The following is a 20,591-nucleotide window of genomic DNA, read 5'->3' on the forward strand; positions in this document are numbered from 1 at the left end:
GTGCGGATGCGTGGATCCTCGGGTCAAGCCCGAGGATGACGGAAGAGAGGGAGGGAGAAAGACTCTAAAACATGGGAAGCTCCGCTTCCCGCCAAGGAGACTAGAATGAAAGCCAAACTCGGCATGTCGCCCATCGCCTGGTGGAACGACGACCTTCCGGAACTCAGCGACGACGTATCGCTCGAAGAGTGCCTGCGCCAGTCGCGCACTGCCGGCTTCACCGGCATGGAACAGGGCCGCCGCTTCCCGAGCAATCCCGAGGAGATGCTGCCGATCCTGCGCGCCGCCGACGTGACGCTGTGCGGCGGCTGGTTCTCCGGCACGCTGGTCGACGAGGAGTTGGCGGCCAACAAGGACCGCATCCTGCCGATGATCAAGCTGTTCAAGGCGGTCAACGCACCCTGCATCGTCTATGGCGAAGTCGGCCGCTCCATCCAGGGCGACCGTTCCAAGCCGCTCGCAACCAAGCCGCGCCTGTCTGACGACGAGATGAAGGCCTATGCACGCCGCCTCACCGCGTTCGGCGAATGGTGCGCCGAACAGGGCATGCCGCTCTCCTACCATCACCACATGGCTGCCGTCGTCGAGACCGAGCCGGAACTCGATGCGTTCATGAACAACTCGGGCGAAGGCATCCCGCTGCTGCTCGATGCCGGGCACCTCGCCTTTGCCGGCGGCGACGTTCTGCGCGCCATCGACAACCATCATGCCCGCATCAACCATGTGCATGTAAAGGACATCCGCCAATCGGTCGTTGATGGTCTCGACCGCACGAAACAGTCCTTCCTCGACGCGGTGGCGCTCGGTGCCTTTACCGTGCCGGGCGACGGCTCGCTCGATTTCGGCGCGATCGTCAAACGCTTTGCCGACTATGGCTATGAGGGCTGGTTCGTCGTGGAAGCCGAGCAGGACCCGCGCAACGCGCCGCCGGCCAGGATGGCCGAAGTCGGCTATGCCGAACTGATGCGCGTCATGACCGCAGCCGGCTATACTGTCGAAACGGAAGGCTTTCCCAAGGGATAAGCTGCGCTCGACCGCCTGAAGGAAAGGACCAAGACCATGCCGAACCTGCTCGTCAAACCCCAGGGCATCCATGGCCGCGTCAGCCATGTGACGCCTGATAGCGCCGGCTGGACCTATGTCGGCTTCGACGTGCACCGCATGAAGCCCGGCGAGATCGTCGCGGCGGAAACGGGAAGCCGCGAAGTCTGCCTCGTGTGGATTTCCGGCAAGGGCAAGGCCACGGCCTCGGGCCAGGACTTCGGCGTGCTCGGCGAGCGCATAAGCCCCTTCGAGGGCGCGCCGCACGCCCTTTACGTCCCGGCCGATGCCAACTGGTCGGTGACGGCGGAGACGGATCTGGAACTCGCCGTCTGCTCGGCACCGGGCGGCGGCGATTATAAGGCCAAGGCCATTCCGCCCGGCACGCATCCGCAGCTGCACCGCGGCAAGGGTTCGAATGTCCGCCATGTGCACAACATCATGCCGGAAGACGACAATTCGGCCCATTCGCTGCTGGTCGTGGAAGTGATCACGCCGAACGGCAACACCTCGTCCTATCCCTCGCACAAACACGACCAGGACGACCTGCCGAGCGAAAGTTTCCTCGAGGAGACCTACTACCACCGCCTCAACCCGCCACAGGGCTTTGCTTTCCAGCGCGTCTATACGGATGATCGCTCGCTCGACGAGGCGATGGCGGTGGAGAATGGCGACGTAACGCTGGTGCCGAAGGGGTATCACCCCTGCGCCACCATTCACGGCTATGATCTCTATTATCTCAATGTCATGGCCGGGCCGAAGCGGGTGTGGAAGTTCCACAATGCCAAAGAGCATGAGTGGTTGCTGGGTTAAGCGGCCCTACCGCTTCCACTTCCGCGTCAGCCCCCATTCCTTCGCAATCTCAATCGTCGAGGAAAATCCCACCTTGAGCATGAACGGTTCTGCGGAGGCGGCATAACCGCCGCCCTCGCCTGGCAGCACCGGCGTGCCGTGGCCCATGCCGTCGATCTCGTGGAAGGTGACGAGCGGCTTGCCGTCCTTGTCGGGCCAGATGCGGGTGCGCCGGCCTTTCAGGCGTTTTTCGACGAAGGCGTCCTTCGGCAGGCGATAGAGGTCGCGCCATTGTTCGACCAGGGCCTCGCCGTTGGATAGCGCGACGGTCGCATCGGCAGTGCCGTGCCAGATGGAAATAGCGGGTTTTCGTGCGATGCGCGGGGAAACGGTGCGCACGAGATCGGACCATTCGCGCGGCGTGCGCTCAGGCGCGGCTTCCATTGCCTCGAAGGCGCGGGTGGCATCACGCGCCGCGCCGAAGGGCAGGCCGGCGATGATCGCGCCGCCGGCGAAAAGCGCGGGGTAATTGGCAAGCATCGCGGCGGTCATGGCGCCGCCGGCCGAGAGGCCGGTGATATAGATGCGGGCGGCATCGCTTCGCGCCTGTCCGGCGGCATGCGCCACAATCTGGCGGATCGACATCGTCTCGCCGCGGTCGCGCGTCACCTCGCTCGGGCGGAACCAGGTGAAGCAGAGGCGCGGATTGTTCGCCTCGCGCTGCTGGGCATAGACCACGGCAAAACCACGCTCCTCGGCGAGCGACGACCAGCCGGCGGCGCGGTCGTAGCTTTCGGCATCCTGCTGGCAGCCATGCAGGACCAGAACGAGCGGGCGCCCGGCGGACAGGCCCTCCGGGATATGCAGGAACATGCGAAGTTGGCCGGGATTGCTGCCGAAATCGGCAACTTCGACCAGCGGCGAACCGTCGGGGGGGCGACGCCGCGCAGCGGGCGCCTTGCGCTCGGTACTGCGTTGGAACGGCCAGAACAGGTCTCCCAGCCGCGTTTCGGCCGGCACCAGCCGCTCGACCGACCGTTTGAAGCGATCGCGCATGCTTGGCCTCTCTTTCGTGGAATTGCTCATCGTCAGGTTACTTGCTCACCGGGAGCGGCAGGATCAAGGCAAAGGCGGCAAAATGCGGGGGATGGCTCATTCTGCGGATTCATGAGGGCATTCATAAATAGCCCAAATGTCGGCCCACCCATTTCGTTCCCGCCCTTTCAGAGACCGTCAAGCTGATGTAGCACTTCTGCAACGACAGAACCGCGACAGGAGGATCCCCATGAGCGAGCACCACAGCGCCACCCCGGAACAGGCGCGCGCCAAAATGGCACCTTTCGACTGGGCCGATCCCTTCCTTCTGGAAGACCAGCTGACCGACGAAGAGCGCATGATCCGCGATACGGCCCGCGCCTATTGCCAGGACAAGCTCGCCTCGCGCGTCACCGAAGCGAACCGTCATGAGATATTCCACCGCGAGATCATGAGCGAAATGGGCGAACTCGGCCTGCTCGGCCCGACCGTGCCGGAGGAATACGGCGGCGTCGGCGCCAACTACGTGTCCTACGGCCTCGTCGCCCGCGAAGTCGAGCGCGTCGATTCCGGCTATCGCTCGGCCATGTCCGTGCAGTCCTCGCTCGTCATGCACCCGATCTTCGCCTATGGCACGGAAGAGACCCGCAAGAAGTACCTGCCCAAGCTCGCCTCCGGCGAATGGGTCGGCTGCTTCGGCCTCACTGAACCGGACCATGGCTCGGACCCCTCCTCCATGATCACCCGCGCCAAGAAGGTCGACGGCGGCTACCTGATCTCGGGCGCCAAGAACTGGATCACCAATTCGCCGATCGCCGACGTCGCCGTCGTCTGGGCGAAGTCCGACGCGCATGACAACAAGATCAAGGGCTTCGTGCTGGAACGCGGCATGAAAGGTTTCGAGACGCCGAAGATCGAGGGCAAGTTCTCGCTGCGCGCCTCCGTCACCGGCATGATCATGATGCAGGACGTCTTCGTTCCCGATGAGAACCTGCTGCCGGAAGTTTCGGGCCTTGCCGGTCCCTTCGGCTGCCTCAACCGTGCGCGCTACGGCATCGCCTGGGGCGCCATGGGTGCTGCCGAATTCTGCTGGCACGCCGCCCGCCAGTACACGCTCGACCGCAAGCAGTTCGGCAAGCCGCTCGCCGCCACCCAGCTCATCCAGAAGAAGCTCGCCGACATGGAGACCGAAATCTCGCTCGGCCTGCAGGGCGCGCTGCGCCTCGGCCGCCTGTTCGACGAACACCGCGCGCCGGCCGAACTGATCTCGCTGATGAAGCGCAACAACTGCGGCAAGGCGCTCGACATCGCCCGCGTTTCCCGCGACATGCACGGCGGCAACGGCGTTTCGGACGAGTACGGCGTCATCCGCCATGTCATGAACCTCGAAGCGGTCAACACCTACGAGGGTACGCATGACATCCACGCGCTGATCCTCGGCCGTGCGCAGACGGGGCTTCAGGCGTTCCAGTAAGCGCCAATTCGCATTGCGCAAGTCTCGACGGCCGCTCGTTAAAACACGAGCGGCCGTTTTCACGTTTTATCCATCCCGTTTCGATACAATCCACATCCGGAAACAGAAGCGGAGGGCGCCATGCCCCTCGACCACATGCACGAGCAGCTTCACCTGCGTCACCCCAAACGCAGTTTCGTCCAGTATCGCCTCGACAGACCCGGCTTCATCACACCGATCGGCCACCACCTCAGCACGGCGTTGCGTTACACGTGCCTGATCCGCAGCATTTCCAGCGCGGGCGCCGTGCTTTCCATCAACAAGACGCTGACTTTGCCGGAGAATTTCTACCTGGAAATCCACGGCATCCGCGATGAGATCCCCTGCACGGAATACAAGCGTGACGGCGAGGAACTGGTGGTGCGTTTCAACATGTTCCTCGACGTCGATTTCCTGAACATGGTGCTGGGCCGCCAGAGCGAAACGCACGACGCCTGAAGCAACCTTTCTGAGAAAGAGCAGGCCGTTAAACTTTTAAATATTTGTTTTAACGAAACAAAATACTCGCCTGCGAAACTCCCCTCTCAATCTCTGTCGGACATGACGTCCCCCATTGGGAGTGTGGCAATGAGTATCGGTGCCGATCCGCGGTCTGCCGCAGGACTATACGAACGCAAATGGGAACGTTTCTCGGTCAACCGGCAGGGTATGCTGATGACCGTTGGCTTCGACCTCGCGGCACCCAAGATGCGCAGTTGCAAGCTGGTCGATGTATCCCAGGGCGGCGCGAGTTTCGTCGTGACGACGACGATCGGCCTGCCGCTGCACTATTATCTTTCGATCGTCGGTGTCACCTCGCGCATCGGCTGCGCGGAGGTCTATCGCAACGACAACCGCATCGGCGTGCAGTTCATCAAGGAAATCGACGAGGAGTTGCTGCACACCATCGTGCGCGCCGACTTCTTCACCGGCGGCGGCGGTCCGGCCAAGCCGAAAAAGGACGACCGGCGCTACATGGTGGGCGTCGAAAAGGGCGGCATCGGCTCGGCGCTCGTCTAAACGTTCCACCCGCGCAATTTATTGGCTAGGGTGCCCGTCGGAAACCGATTCCGGCGGGCATTTTTGCGCGCCGGCAAGATTTTCTCCGTTCATCGATCGTCAGGCGCCTCATGTCCGCATTTTCCCGCTTCACCGCCCTTTCCCAGACCCTGCCCGCCACCGTGCCCTTCGTCGGGCCGGAGGCCATCGAGCGCAATCGGGGCCTTGCGGTCAAAGCCCGCATCGGCGCGAATGAAAGCGGTTTCGGCCCGGCCCCCTCCGTGCTGGAGTCGATGCGCGCGGCGGCCGGGACGACCTGGATGTACAGCGATCCGGAGAATTTCGAGCTGCGCGAGGCGCTGGCGCTTCACCACGGCGTTTCGCGGGAGAACATCGCGGTCGGCGGCGGCATCGACGGGCTGCTCGGCGAGATCGCCCGGCTCGTCATAGAGCCCGGCACGCCCGTCGTCACCTCGCTCGGCGGCTATCCGACCTTCAACTATCATGTGAACGGCTTCGGCGGCCGGCTGGTGACCGTGCCCTATGCGGGCGACAAGGAGCATCTGGACGGTCTGCTGGAGGCCGTGAAGCGCGAGAACGCACCGCTCGTCTATTTCGCCAATCCCGACAATCCGATGGGAAGCTGGTGGGACGCCGAGAGCGTTGTGGCCTTCGCCCGCGCGCTGCCGGAGACGACATTGCTCATTCTCGACGAGGCCTATGGCGAGACGGCACCTGAAGGCACGATCCCGTCGATCTCGGCGCTGATCGGCCAGTCGAACATCCTGCGCATGCGCACATTCTCGAAGGCCTACGGCCTTGCCGGCGCGCGGATCGGTTATGCGATCGGCACGCTCGGCAATGCGCAGGCCTTCGATAAAATCCGAAATCATTTCGGCATGGCCCGAGTTTCGGTTCAGGCGGCACTCGCCGCGCTGAAGGACCAGGCCTATCTGGCAGAGATCATCGCCAGCATTGGCGCGTCCCGCGAGCGCATCTCGCGGATCGCACACTCCAATGGCCTTCTTCCCCTCGCCTCCGCCACCAATTTCGTCACCATCGATTGCGGCCGCGACGGCACCCACGCCAGGGCCATTGTCGATGGATTGATGGACCATGGCGTCTTCATTCGCATGCCGGGCGTTGCCCCCCTCAACCGATGCATCCGCATCAGCGTCGGGCCGGAAAACGATATGGCGTTGCTGGAGGAAGCCTTGCCGCTGGTTTTGAAGCGGCTGGCTTGAGCGGCAGAGCCTCTTTGACGTGCGGACGGATCCGGTTCTAGCGCCGTTTGTCGTCCGTTCGTCATGATGCTTTTCTTGCCGCCGGCGCCAGCCGGCTTGTCTCAGTGAACCGTCATCCACTCGCGAGCGGCGCGCAGCGCCAGAGCGATGTCGGTCTTGCTCATCGTTGCGGCAAGGTCGGCGCGCAGTTCTGCGGCGCGGTCACAACCCTTGATGGCAGCAATGTTGAGCCATTTGTGGGCCTGAACCACGTCGACGTCGCAGCCGCGGCCGGTGGCATACATGAGGCCCATGTCGCAGAAGATTTCAGCGCGGTTTTCGCCGCCCGTCATGGCGGCCGTTTCGGTGTTCTGAAAGTCAAAGCGTGCCATTTTCGTTAGTCCCTGTCTGACCTGGTTTACTGCTTTAGTGTCCTGTTTTACCTGCCCTTTCGGGCCTCTTCCGGCGCCTGCCGTCTTGTGCGGCCTTGGTCTTCCTTCAGAGTTTTGCCGGCCGGTTGTTCCGGCTCGTCTTATGGCTCCACTATGCCGCGGGGCTTTCAAAATGCGCTTAAAATGCATGCTTAATTTGAGACGAACAAAATCCAAACGCTTGGTAAAATTGGATTTTCGTTAAACATCAGACCCGCTGGAAACGGCGGGATTTGTGTTAAAATTTACGGATTGTTCAACCGGCGATTTCAACCTTTCGCTAACCACGCAAAACGGTGCCGGTTTTTAACATTCCGGTTTTCCGGCGTTTCAGGTCTCGAAAAACATCGCCGGATCCGGCTTGGCCACATATTTACCTTTACGTTTGCGTAAGATATTCTGCCCGTCTCATTCTGGAGGAGGAAGAGAATGAAATTGAGGACATGGATTGCAGCCGCCCTTCTCGTGGCACCCGGCATGGCGCTCGCCGCCGAACCGATCGAGGGCAACTGGAAGACGGCAAGCGGCTCGACGGCCGCCATCGTCAAATGCGGCGGCAGCTACTGCATCACGCTGAAATCGGGAAAATTCGCCGGCAAGCGCATCGGCAAGCTCGAGGGCTCCGGCGCGGACTATACCGGCGAGATCACCGACCCGGAAACGGACAAGACCTATAGCGGATCCGCCGCCGTGAAGGCCGGCTCGCTGCGCCTGAAGGGCTGTGTGCTCGCCGTGCTCTGCAAGTCGCAGACCTGGTCGCGGCTCTAAGCTGTTCTGCTTCAAACAAAAAGGCCGGCGCTCACGCCGGCCTTTTTGTTTTCGGCCCGCTCGCCGCGCCTCTCAAAAAAAGCGAATCACATCCTTCCTGAACGGGAGATGAATTGCCCTCTCAGGGAGCGTTCAGTCCCGCAATGCGACAAAGGCACCATTGAAAACGCCTTCAGAGGGACGAACACCATGGACATCCTCGCACGCCGCCTGACGATCATCACTCTGCTGATGGCCATCTTCGCCATCATGCTGGCCGCAGCCGTCGAGACCGACTATCGCCGCAGCACCCATAACACGACCGGCAAGCTTGTCGCCTGCGCCACGCCGCACAGCTGCACCGCCTCGCTCTGAGCCCTGAAACCCGCCCGGAACCTGACAGATGACCGCCGCCCTCCTCCACACCTCCGCCACAGCGCTGCGTATCCTCGCCCTCTCGGCGATGATGATCGCCCCGGTCGGCGCTCTCGCCTGGAGCAATTCCGGCGGTCTCGGCATCGAAAAGCAGGGCACGGGTCTCGTGCTCTTCATCACCCTCCAGCGCCAGTCGATGAGCTGAACCCTTCCCATCCCTCCCTTCCGTGCTAAACCGGGCAGGCCCTGCGCCATCACCCTGGAGCCCGGATGAAATCCCTTCTCGTCTTTTCCTTCGCCGCCCTTGCCGAAATTGCCGGCTGCTTTGCCTTCTGGGCCTGGTGGCGCCTCGACAAGTCCGTGCTCTGGCTTTTTCCCGGCATGGTCTCGCTCGCGCTGTTCGGCTGGCTGCTCACCCAGGTCGACAGTGCCTTCGCCGGCCGCGCCTATGCGGCTTACGGCGGAGTCTATATCGCCGCCTCGCTGCTCTGGCTGTGGCTGGCCGAAGGCATGCGGCCCGACCGTTTCGACATGGCGGGCGCCGCACTGGCGCTGGTCGGTGCGGGCATCATCCTGGCAGCGCCAAGATAGGACTTGTGGGCACGCCGGACTTGTCGTTTGCTTGTTAAAAAACAGCACCTATAGTGATTCATGAGCAAACGAATCTTTTCCCCAAAGCCGCTTTCCTTCGCCACGCCAGAGCCTTACGAGCCCCGTTCCTTCGAGGATCCGGTGGCCGCGGTCGATGCCCTTCAGGAGCTTTACGACCGCAACACGAGATTCCTGACCGACGCCTTCGTGGCACTCGGCAAGTCCGGCACGCCGGCAACCCGCTTCCGCGCCTGCTACCCGCAGGTCTCGATCGAGACGACCAGCTTCGGCCATATCGATTCCCGTCTGTCCTATGGCTATGTCGCCGCGCCCGGCGTTTACACGACGACCATCACCCGTCCGAAACTCTTCCGCCACTACCTCAAGGAACAGATCGGCCTACTGATCCGCAACCATGGTGTGCGTGTCGTCATTTCCGAATCGACGACGCCGATCCCGCTGCATTTCGCCTTCGGGGAAGGCGCCTATGTGGAGGCGGAAATCGCCGAGGGCATCGAACTGCCGCTGCGCGACCTCTTCGATGCGCCCGACCTTACGACGACGGATGACGAGATCGCCAACGGCTCCTACGAGCCCGGTCCCGGCGAGCCCCTGCCGCTCGGGCCTTTCACGGCGCAGCGCATCGACTATTCGCTTGCCCGCCTCAGCCATTATACGGCGACGAGCGCCCAACATTTCCAGAATTTCGTGCTCTTCACGAACTACCAGTTCTATGTCGACGAGTTCTGCGCCTGGGCGCGCCAGCAGATGGCGGAGGGGGGCAATGGCTACACGGCCTTCGTCGAGCCCGGCAACATCACCACGCCGGCCGGCGCCGACAAGCCGGAAACCGACTTGACGCTCGCCCGCCTGCCGCAAATGCCGGCCTATCACATCAAGAAGAAGGGCCATGGCGGCATTACGCTGGTCAATATCGGCGTCGGCCCCTCCAATGCCAAGACGATCACCGACCATATCGCCGTGCTGCGCCCACATGCCTGGCTGATGCTCGGCCATTGTGCCGGCCTGCGCAACAGCCAGACGCTGGGCGACTATGTGCTCGCTCACGCCTATGTGCGCGAGGACCACGTGCTCGACGATGACCTGCCCGTCTGGGTGCCGATCCCGGCGCTCGCCGAGGTACAGGTGGCATTGGAAAGCGCGGTCGAAGAAGTGACCGGCCTCGAAGGCTACGACCTCAAGCGCATCATGCGCACCGGCACCGTCGCCACCATCGACAACCGCAACTGGGAACTGCGCGACCAGCGCGGCCCCGTAAAACGCCTCTCGCAGTCGCGCGCCATCGCACTCGACATGGAATCGGCCACCATCGCCGCCAACGGCTTCCGCTTCCGCGTGCCCTACGGCACGCTGCTCTGCGTTTCCGACAAGCCGCTGCACGGCGAACTGAAGCTGCCTGGCATGGCGACCGCCTTCTACCGCACGCAGGTCAACCAGCATCTGCGCATCGGTATCCGGGCGCTGGAAAAGCTGGCCGGCATGCCGACGGAGAAGCTGCATTCGCGCAAACTCAGGAGTTTCTTCGAGACGGCGTTCCAGTGACGGCATTGTGAGCGTCGCTGCCTTGGTGTATGATTTTCGTTTTTCATACACCAAGGTGAGATCATATGCGTACGAATATCGAACTCGATGATGCCTTGATTGCGGAAGCAATGGAGCTTACCGGCTTGCCGACAAAGAAGGCGACCATCGATTTGGCGCTTCGCGACCTTGTCGAGGAGTGGCGTCGACGGAGGGCTCTGAAAGAGCTTTGGGGAATGGGCTGGGAAGGCGATCTCGATGCGATACGCACAGGCTGGGGACCGCCTGAAACGCTGCGGGATGACGCTGCCGAATGATTGTCGTCGATAGCTCGGTCTGGATCGCAGCATTGCGCGGTATAGACACGCCGCAATCCATGCAGCTTAAGACGATACCGAAAGCACGCAACATACTGCTCGGTGATATCGTCCTTCTCGAAATCCTACAGGGCGCCCAGAACGACGGGAATGCCGCCAACCTTCAAAAGCGGCTGGCCCCGTTCCAGGTCGTTCCGATGCTATCCCCCGAGATCGCCATAAAAGCCGCCGAGAATTTCCGGCGGCTGCGCGCAAAAGGCATAACCATCCGCAAGACGGCCGATCTCATCATCGGCACCTACTGCATGGAGCATGGCCACAGCCTGCTCCATGCCGACAGGGATTTCGATCCGATGGCCGAGCATCTCGGCCTTCGGATCGCGTGAGGCCAGTCAGGCCGTCATCACCTTCCACGCATGTTCCAATCCCTTGCGCGTGATGTCGATCATCTGGTCGACTTCGGCGTGGCTGATGACGAGCGGCGGGGAGAAGAGCATGCGGTCGCCGGTGGCGCGCAGGACGAGGCCGTTTTCCAGGCAATGGTTGCGCACGGTGACGCCGACCTTTTCCTTGTCCTCGAAGCGCTTGCGGGTCGTCTTGTCTTCGACGAGCTGCACGGCGGCCATCAGGCCGACCTGCTGGACCTCGCCGACGATCGGCAGGTCTTCCAGCGATTTCAGGCCGGCGGCGAGGTAGGGACCGATGTCGTCGTGCACACGCTCGACGAGCTTTTCATCCTCGATGATGCGCAGGTTTTCGAGGGCCGCAGCCGCGCAGACCGGGTGGCCGGAATAGGTGAAGCCGTGGTTGAAATCACCGACCTCTTCGACCAGCACATTGCCGACGCGATCGGAGACCAGGACGCCGCCGATCGGGAGATAACCCGAGGACAGGCCCTTGGCGATGGGCGCCAGATCCGGCTCGACGCCGAAATGCTGGTGGCCGAACCAATGGCCGGTGCGGCCGAAGCCGCAGATCACTTCATCGCAGACGAGCAGAATGTTGCGGGCCTTGCAGATGCGGGCGATTTCCGGCCAGTAGGTGGCCGGCGGCACGATGACGCCGCCTGCACCCTGGATCGGCTCGGCGACGAAGGCCGCGACATTGTCTTCGCCAAGCTCGTCGATCTTTTCTTCCAGCTGGCGGGCCATCTTCAGGCCGAATTCGTCCGACGTCAGGTCGCCGCCTTCGGCATACCAGAAGGGCTGGTCGATGTGGTGGATGCCGGCGATCGGCAGGTCACCCTGCTCGTGCATCCACTTCATGCCGCCGAGCGAGGCGCCGGCGACGGTGGAGCCGTGATAGCCGTTCTTGCGGGCGATGATCGCCTTCTTGGTCGGCTTGCCCATGGCGCCCCAATAGACGCGGGCCATGCGGAACCAGGTGTCGTTCGCTTCGGAGCCCGAGCCGGTGAAGAACACGCGATTGATATCAGGTCCGGCATGGGAGGTTATCTTCTGGGCGAGCAGCACGGCCGGCGGCGTCGTCGTTCCGAAGAACGTGTTGTAGTAGGGCAGCTCGTTCATCTGGCGCACGACAGCGTCGGTGATCTCCTTGCGGCCATAGCCGATGTTGACGCACCAGAGGCCGGCGAAGCCGTCGAGATAGCGCTTACCGTGGTTGTCGAAGATGTGGCAGCCCTCGCCGCGCTCGATGATCCGCGTGCCGGCCGCGTTCAGCTTCTTCATGTCCGAGAACGGGTGAAGATGGTGGGCGGCATCGAGGGCACCGAGGTTCGAAACGGCTGCTGCGCTGGTCTTCGACATTTGACTACATCCTTAGGGGTAGGTCCCGCCTTATTGAACGCCGGGACAGAATGGGTTAGGAAAATGCCCATACAACAGGCATTTGGCAAGAGATCGAACACAAGCAAAATTTCTTGTCCATGCTTCCCGCCAAACCAAAAGCAGGCACCATGACAAACCACAAGACGGCAGCCGGTTCTCCGCCTGCCAATGCCCCGGCCCGTATCGAAATCCTCCTCGTCGGCATGAACGGCGACCTGCGCGGCAAGCAGATCCCGCTCGAAGGCGAGAAGAAAATCTGGGATGGTTCCGTGCGCCTGCCCTCCTCCACCCAGTCGCTCGACATCTGGGGCGACGACAATGACGACATCACCGGCCTGTCGCTTTCCGTCGGCGATCCCGATGGCGTCTGCATTCCCGACCGCCGCTCGCTGACGGTACTGCCCTGGGCGCCGGAAGGCTCGAAGCAGGTGCTCGCCACCATGCACGAATTCGACGGCACCGCCTCCTTCATGGACCCGCGCGCCATTCTTGCACGCATGCTGAAGCGTTTCGAAGACAGGGGTTTGACGCCCGTCGTCGCGACCGAGCTCGAATTCTACGTGGTGCAGGACGACTGGCACGTGACGGGCAAGCCGCGTCCGCCGGCAGCGCTGATGTATCGCGACCAGCCGAACGGCTACCAGCTCTACGACATGCGCGCCACCGACGCGCTCGACGGCTACCTCCAGACGGTGCGCGCCTGGGCAAAGGACATGGACCTGCCGGCCGACGCGACGACGGCGGAATTCGGCCCCGGCCAGTTCGAGATCAACCTGCTGCACCGGCCGGACGCGCTCGCGGCGGCGGATGACTGCATCTATCTCAAGCGCATCGCCGAGCTGGCAGCACCCCGCTTCGGCCTGAAATCCACCTGCATGGCAAAGCCCTATGCTGACCATGCGGGCTCAGGCCTGCATGTCCATTGCAGCGTCATCGACAAGGACGGCAAGAACATCCTCGACGCCAAGGGCGGCGATCCGGCCAAGCTGAAATCGATCTGCGCCGGCATGCTGCAGACGATGCGCGACGCACAGCTGGTCTTCGCGCCCTTCGCCAATTCCTACCGCCGCTTCCAGCCGGGTTCCTTCGCGCCGGTCGACCTCACCTGGGGCTTCGGCCATCGCGGCACCGCGATCCGCATTCCGGACAAGGACGGCCCGGCGGCGCGCGTCGAGCATCGCGTGGCGGGTGCGGACGTCAATCCCTACCTGCTCCTGACGGCGATCCTCGGCGGCATCCTGCTCGGCCTCGACAACGAGCTCGATCCGGGTCCGGTGACGGAACCGGGCAAGGATGCGCCGGATGCCAAGCGCCTGACACACGATTTCCTGACCGCCGTGGAAGAATTCTCCGCCTCGCCCTTCATCAAGGACGCTTTTGGCGCGGAATATCAGAAGCTTTACGGCGATACGAAGCGCAAGGAAGCGATCACCTATCTGCGCACGGTCTCGGATTTCGACTACCAGACCTACCTGCCGCGCATCTAAGACACGACCGGCCTTCGCGCATTTATCGCGCGGAGGCCGTCAGTCGCCCGAAAGCGGTTGCAGGAAGATTCGCTCATAGCTCTTGAAGGGCGAATTCTCTGAAAAGCGGGCATTGGCCGCGATGCCATCGGCATCCTCAGCGACCTTGTCGCGATAGAGCAGATAGGCCGCTTCGTCCGGAAACGTGAAGAGCGCCACGGCGATATCGCCGGCCCCCTCGCCGCCCGTACCGGGAAAACTCACGGCAGCGCCTTCGGGCTTTTCGCGCGGCATGAAATAGCCGTGATGCGTTCCGCCATGGCGCTCGATGAGCATGGTCCAGATCCGCGCATAGTCGTAAAAATCCGCGATCCTCTCGGGATCCAGACGATAGCGAACCTCGCAGGTGACAGGCGCCTTCCGCATCAGGCGGCGGCCGTCTCGGCCGATGCCGCGGTCTTCTGCTCGGCCTTGGGCACGATGACCTTCAGCTCGCCGGGATGCAGGCGGATCGAGACCTCGCGGTCCATCGGCAGCAATTCACCATCGATGACGCAGTTGATGGCGCGATCGACCTTCGGGAAATGCAGATCCACCGCCGTGCCGGTCATTTCCGTGACATCAGCGTTTTCGCGCAGCTTTCCGCGCAGGATATCGAAGGCCAGCCGGGCGACGCCGGCCGGTTTCAGCGGGTTCGTCGTGTAGAAGCCGAGATGGCCGCCGGTCAGGTCCTCGGCATAGAGCAGGCCGTTTTCACCGAACCGGTTGTTCGAGACATTGATGGCCGAGACCTTGCGGTGCTCCTGCACGCCGTCGACATCGAACTCCACCTCGAATTCCGGTGGATTGAAGATGACGCCGATGGCCGCACGGGTGTTGGCAGCGATCTTGCCGACGCGCGAACTGTAGGTCATGGCGTTGCGCAGCCGCACCATGCGGGCATGCAGGCCGGCGGAAAATTGGTGCACGAAGGCGCGGTCATCCGCCGTGCCGATATCGGCGGCCGCAATATCGCCATCAGCCAGCGCATCGATCGCCTGCCAGATATCGAGGGGTATTTTCAGCGAGCGGGCAAAGAGGTTCATCGTGCCGGCGGGGATGATGCCGAGCGGCATCTTGTTCTGCCAGGCAAAACCGGCCGCAGCCGAAACCGTGCCGTCGCCGCCGCCGGCCAGCATCGCATCGAGATCTGTACGATCAGAACAGCGGCGCAGCGCCATTTCGATATCGGCCCCTTCGACGATATCGCAATCGAGATGGTGTCCTGCCTCCGCAAAAACCTTTTCCGCATGGCGGGCATAGGCCTCCATGTCGGTGGTGCGGAACGTCCCCCCGTCTCTGTTGAAAATTGCCTGTACTCGCATTCGCATACTCCGCTTGCCGGACGAGAACGCCTGAAGGGTGAAGTCGATCCATTAGATAGTCGAGAAAGCGGCGATTAACAGGCGCGGCCGAAACGGAACGCAACAAATCGTGAAATGGCCCCGTGTTGGCCAAATGCGGGGAGGTGAAAAATCGGGATAGGAAGTTTGCCTTCGTTTGATATAGTGCAAACCGGTCGCGTGCGTCGGGAGTGCGCTTGTCGGCCTGAACTTACCTTCCTTTTCGTGGCCGATCCGGCCGGACCAAACCACATCAGCAGCCAGGAGGAGTGGCCGCCCTGTGAGGGACCGTCGCGGACCAGTCGTGCGCTATCATACCTGCGGAGCCGACCCGTGACTGAACACCCCCTGCCCCATGCCGCCCTCTCCTCCGGGCAGCCGCCGCTTCCGGCCCTCACCGTCACCCTCATCATCCTGGCGCTCGCCGTCGGCAGCTTCGGCATTGGCACCGGCGAATTCGCCATCATGGGCCTGCTGCCGGATGTCGGCACGACCTTCGGCGTGACGACGGCGCAGGCCGGTTACGTCATCAGCGCCTATGCCTTCGGCGTCGTGGTGGGCGCACCCGTTATCGCCGTGATCGGCGCGCGCTACCGTCGGCGGGATCTGCTGCTGGTGCTGATGGGCCTGTTCGCGGCCGGCAACCTGGCCAGCGCCGTGGCGCCGACCTTCGAGAGCTTCATCCTCTTCCGTTTCCTCTCCGGCCTGCCGCACGGCGCCTATTTCGGCGTTGCCGCGCTGGTCGCCGCCTCCATGGTGCCGGTCAACAAGCGCACGCAGGCGGTCGGCAAGGTCATGCTGGGCCTGACGGTCGCGACACTGATCGGCACGCCGCTCGCCGCCTTCTTCGGCCAGCTCTTCGACTGGCAGTTCATGTTCATCGCCGTCGGCATCACCGGCATGCTGACGGTGGTGCTGATCGCCATCTTCCTGCCGCGCGACAAGGCGCCAAAGGGCATCAATGCGCTGACGGAACTCGGCGCGCTGAAGCGCAAGCAGGTCTGGCTGACGCTCGGCATCGCGGCCACCGGCTTCTGCGGCATGTTCGCGGTGTTCAGCTATATCTCGCCGATCGTTACCGAGGTCGCCGGCCTGAATGTCAGCATGGTGCCGGTCATCATGGCGATCTTCGGCTGCGGCATGATCGTCGGCAATATCTTCGGCGCCAAGCTCGCCGATCTCTCGCTGATGCGCACCATCGGCTGGTCGCTGGTGCTGTATTTCTTCGTGCTGATCAGCCTGTCGCTGACGGCGGAGAACCCCATCCTGCTCGGCGTCTGCTGCTTCCTCATCGGCTGCAGCTTCGTCGTTGGCCCCGCACTCCAGACGCGCCTGATGGACGTGGCCGGTGATGCGCAGACGCTTGCCGCCGCCCTCAACCACTCCGCCTTCAACGTCGCCAATGCGCTCGGCGCGCTGTTCGGCGGCATGGCGATCAGCGCCGGTTACGGTTACGGCTCGATGGGCTTCGTGGGTGCGGCAACCGCCGTGGTCGGCTTCGGCATCTATCTGGCCTCGATGACGCTCGACAAGATCGACAACGAGGAAACGCCGGTCTGCCCGGCCGAATAAACGGCCTTCAAGACCCTGAAAATCAGGCGGCGTCTCTCCCGGGAGACGCCGTTTCCATTTGCGGGGCAAGGCGGATGACGTTCTGGCCATCCTCGCAGACCACATTCTCAGAGCCCCAGACAGCGAGCGCCCGGATGATCGGTTCGAGGCTCCGGCCGGCCGATGTCAGCGCATAATCGACACGCGGCGGCACGACGGGGAAGATGGTGCGCGACAGGATACCGGCATCCTCCAGCTCGCGCAGCTGCTTGGTCAGCATGCGCTGCGTGACACTCGGCAGTCGGCGGCGCAGCTCGTTGAAGCGCAGCGTGCCTTCTATCATCAGGTGATAGAGGATCACACCCTTCCACTTGCCATCGAGGAAGGAGAGCGTCGATTCGACCGGGCAGCCGGGGAAATTCTTGGTGAGCTTGGCGCGCGGACGGGACATTCACGGTATCCTTTTCGACACTATGTGCATAAAATGTGCATTCTTGCGTCTTTCGATATTACTCTTCATCTAGTCTCCATTCAACGCGAAAGGAGATACCCATGCGCGCCATCGCCTACCAGACCCCGCAGGCCATCACCGCCGACACCGCCCTCGTCGATATCGAACTGCCCACACCGGAACCGCGGGGGCGCGACCTGCTAGTCGAGATCAAGGCCGTCTCGGTCAATCCGGTCGATACGAAGCTGCGGCGCGGTGCAGCGCCCGCCGATGGCGGATGGCGCGTGCTCGGTTTCGATGCCGCCGGCATCGTGAAGGCTGTCGGCCCCGACGTCATGCTGTTCAAGGCGGGCGACGCCGTGTTCTATTCCGGCGCCATCGACCGGCCGGGCACGAATTCAGAGTTCCACCTCGTCGACGAGCGCATCGTCGGCCGCAAGCCCGCCTCGCTCGATTTTGCCGCCGCCGCAGCCCTGCCGCTGACGGCGATCACCGCCTGGGAAATGCTGTTCGACCGGCTGAAGGTTCGCGACAGAGTGCCGGGTGCCGCCAAGGCGATCCTCATCGTCGGCGGCGCCGGCGGCGTCGGCTCGATTGCCGTACAGCTTGCCCGCCACCTGACCGACCTCACCGTCATCGCCACCGCCTCGCGGCCCGAAACGGCGGAATGGGTCAGAACGCTCGGCGCGCATCATGTGGTGGATCACAGCAAGCCGCTCGCCAGTGAGGTCGCGGCTCTCGGCATCGGCGCGCCGGCCTTCGTCTTTTCGACGACCAATACGGAGGATCACCTTGCGGCAATCGTCGAGGCCATCGCACCGCAGGGCCGGTTCGGCCTGATCGACGACCCCAAGGTGCTCGACGTCATGCCTTTCAAGCGCAAGGCCGTCTCGACCCATTGGGAGTTGATGTTCACCCGCTCGCTCTTCCAGACGGCCGACATGATCGAGCAGCACAATCTTCTGAGCGAGGTCTCGCGCCTCGTGGACGCGGGAACTCTGCGCACGACGCTGGCGGAGACCGTCGGCACGATCAACGCGGAAAACCTGAAGAAGGCCCATGCGATGATCGAGAGCGGGCGCACGCGCGGCAAGCTCGTTCTCGCCGGTTTCTAAACTCGAAATCCTCCTCCGCCGCTCGCTTCCAGAGCGGCGGAGGGGTGTTACCAAGGTGACAGGAACGGCACCGAACTCTGGTAGACATAGGCCATCGCAGCCCACCGAACAAAACGACAAACGGCGGGCGGCACACGGGAAAGGGACGCATGATCCTTTCCGCAAACCTATGAAGTCTATTGGAGATTTTGAATGTCCGCCTTGATTGAACGCATCACCGAGAGCCGCGCTTTCGGCTTCATCGCCCGCACGATCCTGACCTCGATGTTCTGGCTGTCCGGCATCGCCAAACTCGCCGATTTCGATGGCGGCCTCCTGGAGATGACGCATTTCGGCCTGGAGCCGGCGGCCTTCTTCAACGTCGCGACGGCGCTGACCCAGCTCATCGGCTCGGCCCTTGTCATTTCCAACCGCTGGACCTGGCTCGGCGCCGGCATGCTCGCCGTCTTCACCGCGCTCACCATTCCGATCGCCCATAATTTCTGGGCGATGCAGGAACCGATGCGCACCATCGAATTCCACTTCGTCGCCGAACACATCACCGTCATCGGCGGACTGATGGTCGTGGCCTGGAAATCCGCAACAGCTTCTGCCGTCCATGCCCAATGACGGCAGGACCGGATGCCGCCGGCTCTCTCCAGATGCGGCATCCCGACGGACGGCCTTGCCTCTCCCGGCCGTCCCCCCGCCCCGGCACCTCGCCGGGGCGGCTTGTCTTTGTCAGAGCGACGGCAGCTTCAACGGACCGCCCGTCTTGATGCTGCGGATCGCAAAATTCGAGCGGATATCGGAGACGCCGGGCATGGTGAGCAGCGTCTCGGTCAGGAGCCGCTCATAGGCGGCAAGATCCTCCACCACCACCTCCGCCAGAAAATCCGCATTGCCCGAGATCAGGAAACACGAGACGACCTCCGGCACCGCCAGCAGCGCCTCCTGCTGGGCCATGGCATTTTCCCGGCTGTGATGCCCCACCTTGATTTCGACGAAGACCGTCAGGCCGAGCCCCACCTCCTTGCGATCGATATCCGCCCGGTAGCCGCGCAGCACACCGGATTTTTCCAGATTGCGGATACGTCGCAGGCATGGCGACGGTGAAAGGTTCACACGCTCGGCGATCTCGACATTGGTCGCGCGCGCATCCTCCTGAAGCACCTTCAGGATGGCGATATCGAATTTATCGAGATTTGGCATATTCGAAAACCTTCATGGCCTGAATTGGTGAAATCCTGCGCATTCTATGTTCATGGAGGCACAACCCGCAAGGACATGCCTCGACCTTCCGCGCTAGGATTTCATCAGCAAATGAGCCAGCGCAGAAAGGACACCGCCATGGCCATGGTCTCGCTTTCCTCCGAAGACAAATCCAATCCGCTTGTCGCCGGCTATGCGGGCGGCGTGGTGACGGTGCTGATCTGGGCGCTCTGGGTGCTGGCGACGCGCCACACCGCCGCGACACCGCTCGGCACGATCGATATCGGCCTGATCCGCTATGGCGTGCCGGCCATCCTGCTGGCGCCGATCTGGCTCAAGACCGGGCTTCTGCCGAAGAACGTGCCGCTCAAGCTGATCGTTGTGATGGTAGCCGGTGCGGGCGCCGTCTTCTTCCAGATCACGGCGGCGGCGCTGCATGTGACGCCGGCTGCACCGGGCGGCATCCTGCTCGGCGGCTCGCTGCCGCTGGCAACCGCGCTCATCGGCATGGTTCTGTTCGGCGAGCGGCCGGACCGCATGCGCCTTGCCGGCCTTGCCGCCATCGTTGCGGGCGTCGCGATCCTGCTCACCGCCAGCATGCTGAAAAGTGGCATGACCGCGACCGGCTTCGTATTGCTGCCGATCGGCGCCGTGCTGTGGGCCGGCTTTACCCATGCCTTCCGCCGCTCGGGCCTTTCCGCCCTTGAGGGTGCGGCCATTATCGCGGTCTGGTCGTTCCTGATACATCTGGTGCTCGCCGCGATCTTCGGCACGCATCTTGCCGCCGCCAGCCTGCCCGACCTTGCGCTTCAGATCACCAGCCAGGGCATCCTCTCCGGCCTCGTCGCCACCTTCGCCTATGGCACCGCGATCCGTGCGCTCGGCGGCAGCCAGGCCGCCGCCTTCACCGCGATCACGCCGGTTCTCGCAACGCTTGGCGGCGCGATCTTCCTCGGCGAAAGTTTTGGCGCAGCGGAAATGACGGCCGCGCTGGTCGTCGGCGGCGGCGTGGCGCTCTCGACCGGCATTTTCTCTCCCAAGCGCTAACCCGAAACGAAAAGGG

At 62.9% G+C, this 20,591-nt stretch carries 25 protein-coding genes; 18 read left to right on the forward strand and 7 right to left on the reverse strand.

Annotation, left to right across the window (positions count from 1 at the left end; translation table 11 throughout):
* The first annotated feature begins 105 nt into the window (after positions 1–105).
* Positions 106–1,023: a myo-inosose-2 dehydratase gene (gene iolE / locus ACOZK4_RS11825; RefSeq protein ID WP_421592054.1), complete on the forward strand. Its 918-nt coding sequence runs from the start codon at positions 106–108 to the stop codon at positions 1,021–1,023.
* Between the two features lie 36 nt (positions 1,024–1,059).
* Complete coding sequence (iolB, locus tag ACOZK4_RS11830; RefSeq protein ID WP_421592055.1) at positions 1,060–1,854, forward strand: 5-deoxy-glucuronate isomerase; 795 nt, start codon at positions 1,060–1,062, stop codon at positions 1,852–1,854.
* A gap of 6 nt (positions 1,855–1,860) precedes the next feature.
* Here the strand turns inward: iolB and ACOZK4_RS11835 are convergent, their stop codons facing one another.
* Positions 1,861–2,889 (reverse strand): alpha/beta hydrolase family esterase, encoded by a 1,029-nt coding sequence (locus ACOZK4_RS11835; protein WP_421592056.1) that lies wholly within the window; start codon positions 2,887–2,889, stop codon positions 1,861–1,863.
* A gap of 229 nt (positions 2,890–3,118) precedes the next feature.
* Here ACOZK4_RS11835 and ACOZK4_RS11840 point away from each other — a divergent pair, with 229 nt between their 5' ends.
* From ACOZK4_RS11840 to ACOZK4_RS11855, 4 genes are all read left to right on the forward strand, one after another.
* Positions 3,119–4,342 (forward strand): acyl-CoA dehydrogenase, encoded by a 1,224-nt coding sequence (locus tag ACOZK4_RS11840; protein WP_313522723.1) that lies wholly within the window; start codon positions 3,119–3,121, stop codon positions 4,340–4,342.
* A 120-nt stretch (positions 4,343–4,462) separates the two neighbouring features.
* Positions 4,463–4,819 (forward strand): hypothetical protein, encoded by a 357-nt coding sequence (locus ACOZK4_RS11845; RefSeq protein ID WP_313522725.1) that lies wholly within the window; start codon positions 4,463–4,465, stop codon positions 4,817–4,819.
* Between the two features lie 129 nt (positions 4,820–4,948).
* Positions 4,949–5,380, forward strand: coding sequence for a PilZ domain-containing protein (locus ACOZK4_RS11850; protein ID WP_313522726.1), 432 nt, complete (start codon positions 4,949–4,951; stop codon positions 5,378–5,380).
* Positions 5,381–5,490: 110 nt separating this feature from the next.
* On the forward strand, positions 5,491–6,603 hold the full coding sequence (locus tag ACOZK4_RS11855) for a pyridoxal phosphate-dependent aminotransferase (RefSeq protein WP_421592057.1): 1,113 nt from the start codon (positions 5,491–5,493) through the stop codon (positions 6,601–6,603).
* 101 nt (positions 6,604–6,704) lie between these two features.
* Here ACOZK4_RS11855 and ACOZK4_RS11860 read toward each other — a convergent pair whose 3' ends face one another.
* A complete protein-coding gene (locus tag ACOZK4_RS11860) occupies positions 6,705–6,974 on the reverse strand; it encodes an SEL1-like repeat protein (protein WP_117369222.1) in 270 nt (89 codons plus the stop codon).
* A 468-nt stretch (positions 6,975–7,442) separates the two neighbouring features.
* Between ACOZK4_RS11860 and ACOZK4_RS11865 the strand changes: the two genes are divergently transcribed.
* The 7 genes from ACOZK4_RS11865 to vapC all read left to right on the forward strand — a co-directional run bounded on the left by ACOZK4_RS11865 (position 7,443) and on the right by vapC (position 10,971).
* The gene (locus tag ACOZK4_RS11865; protein WP_421592058.1) at positions 7,443–7,781 is read left to right on the forward strand and encodes a DUF2147 domain-containing protein; all 339 of its coding nucleotides are present in this window, start codon (positions 7,443–7,445) and stop codon (positions 7,779–7,781) included.
* Positions 7,782–7,970: 189 nt separating this feature from the next.
* A complete protein-coding gene (locus ACOZK4_RS11870; protein ID WP_158565450.1) occupies positions 7,971–8,135 on the forward strand; it encodes a hypothetical protein in 165 nt (54 codons plus the stop codon).
* Positions 8,136–8,163: 28 nt separating this feature from the next.
* Positions 8,164–8,340 carry a hypothetical protein gene (locus ACOZK4_RS11875; protein WP_421592059.1) on the forward strand — a complete coding sequence of 59 codons (177 nt, stop codon included), beginning with the start codon at positions 8,164–8,166 and terminating at the stop codon, positions 8,338–8,340.
* 65 nt (positions 8,341–8,405) lie between these two features.
* On the forward strand, positions 8,406–8,726 hold the full coding sequence (locus ACOZK4_RS11880; protein ID WP_421592060.1) for a YnfA family protein: 321 nt from the start codon (positions 8,406–8,408) through the stop codon (positions 8,724–8,726).
* 60 nt (positions 8,727–8,786) lie between these two features.
* Positions 8,787–10,289 (forward strand): AMP nucleosidase, encoded by a 1,503-nt coding sequence (locus ACOZK4_RS11885; RefSeq protein ID WP_421592061.1) that lies wholly within the window; start codon positions 8,787–8,789, stop codon positions 10,287–10,289.
* 65 nt (positions 10,290–10,354) lie between these two features.
* Positions 10,355–10,585 (forward strand): type II toxin-antitoxin system VapB family antitoxin, encoded by a 231-nt coding sequence (locus ACOZK4_RS11890; protein ID WP_313522739.1) that lies wholly within the window; start codon positions 10,355–10,357, stop codon positions 10,583–10,585.
* On the forward strand, positions 10,582–10,971 hold the full coding sequence (vapC, locus tag ACOZK4_RS11895) for a type II toxin-antitoxin system VapC family toxin (protein WP_421592062.1): 390 nt from the start codon (positions 10,582–10,584) through the stop codon (positions 10,969–10,971). Before ACOZK4_RS11890 ends, vapC begins: the two co-directional genes overlap by 4 nt.
* Before the next feature lie 6 nt (positions 10,972–10,977).
* Here vapC and ACOZK4_RS11900 read toward each other — a convergent pair whose 3' ends face one another.
* Complete coding sequence (locus tag ACOZK4_RS11900; RefSeq protein ID WP_421592063.1) at positions 10,978–12,351, reverse strand: aspartate aminotransferase family protein; 1,374 nt, start codon at positions 12,349–12,351, stop codon at positions 10,978–10,980.
* A 149-nt stretch (positions 12,352–12,500) separates the two neighbouring features.
* On the opposite strand from ACOZK4_RS11900, the gene ACOZK4_RS11905 reads away from it, so the two are divergent.
* Positions 12,501–13,859, forward strand: coding sequence for a glutamine synthetase family protein (locus ACOZK4_RS11905; protein ID WP_421592064.1), 1,359 nt, complete (start codon positions 12,501–12,503; stop codon positions 13,857–13,859).
* A 39-nt stretch (positions 13,860–13,898) separates the two neighbouring features.
* Here the strand turns inward: ACOZK4_RS11905 and ACOZK4_RS11910 are convergent, their stop codons facing one another.
* Both ACOZK4_RS11910 and ACOZK4_RS11915 read right to left on the reverse strand, forming a co-directional pair.
* Positions 13,899–14,264: an NIPSNAP family protein gene (locus ACOZK4_RS11910; RefSeq protein ID WP_421592065.1), complete on the reverse strand. Its 366-nt coding sequence runs from the start codon at positions 14,262–14,264 to the stop codon at positions 13,899–13,901.
* Positions 14,264–15,202 carry a diacylglycerol/lipid kinase family protein gene (locus tag ACOZK4_RS11915; protein WP_421592066.1) on the reverse strand — a complete coding sequence of 313 codons (939 nt, stop codon included), beginning with the start codon at positions 15,200–15,202 and terminating at the stop codon, positions 14,264–14,266. The genes ACOZK4_RS11910 and ACOZK4_RS11915 overlap by 1 nt, the downstream gene beginning before the upstream one ends.
* 351 nt (positions 15,203–15,553) lie before the next feature.
* On the opposite strand from ACOZK4_RS11915, the gene ACOZK4_RS11920 reads away from it, so the two are divergent.
* Positions 15,554–16,792 carry an MFS transporter gene (locus ACOZK4_RS11920; RefSeq protein WP_313522750.1) on the forward strand — a complete coding sequence of 413 codons (1,239 nt, stop codon included), beginning with the start codon at positions 15,554–15,556 and terminating at the stop codon, positions 16,790–16,792.
* 22 nt (positions 16,793–16,814) lie between these two features.
* Here the strand turns inward: ACOZK4_RS11920 and ACOZK4_RS11925 are convergent, their stop codons facing one another.
* Positions 16,815–17,222, reverse strand: coding sequence for a winged helix-turn-helix transcriptional regulator (locus ACOZK4_RS11925; protein ID WP_421592067.1), 408 nt, complete (start codon positions 17,220–17,222; stop codon positions 16,815–16,817).
* Between the two features lie 101 nt (positions 17,223–17,323).
* Here ACOZK4_RS11925 and ACOZK4_RS11930 point away from each other — a divergent pair, with 101 nt between their 5' ends.
* Positions 17,324–18,337, forward strand: coding sequence for a zinc-binding alcohol dehydrogenase family protein (locus tag ACOZK4_RS11930; RefSeq protein ID WP_421592068.1), 1,014 nt, complete (start codon positions 17,324–17,326; stop codon positions 18,335–18,337).
* A 192-nt stretch (positions 18,338–18,529) separates the two neighbouring features.
* A complete protein-coding gene (locus ACOZK4_RS11935) occupies positions 18,530–18,946 on the forward strand; it encodes a DoxX family protein (protein ID WP_421592069.1) in 417 nt (138 codons plus the stop codon).
* Between the two features lie 111 nt (positions 18,947–19,057).
* Here the strand turns inward: ACOZK4_RS11935 and ACOZK4_RS11940 are convergent, their stop codons facing one another.
* Complete coding sequence (locus ACOZK4_RS11940; RefSeq protein ID WP_313522758.1) at positions 19,058–19,528, reverse strand: Lrp/AsnC family transcriptional regulator; 471 nt, start codon at positions 19,526–19,528, stop codon at positions 19,058–19,060.
* A gap of 138 nt (positions 19,529–19,666) precedes the next feature.
* Here ACOZK4_RS11940 and ACOZK4_RS11945 point away from each other — a divergent pair, with 138 nt between their 5' ends.
* Entirely contained in the window at positions 19,667–20,575 is a 909-nt protein-coding gene (locus ACOZK4_RS11945) for a DMT family transporter (RefSeq protein WP_421592080.1), read from the forward strand.
* Positions 20,576–20,591: the final 16 nt, after the last annotated feature.

Origin of the sequence: Shinella sp. M27, assembly GCF_049199905.1 — a bacterium.
Taxonomy (GTDB): domain Bacteria; phylum Pseudomonadota; class Alphaproteobacteria; order Rhizobiales; family Rhizobiaceae; genus Shinella.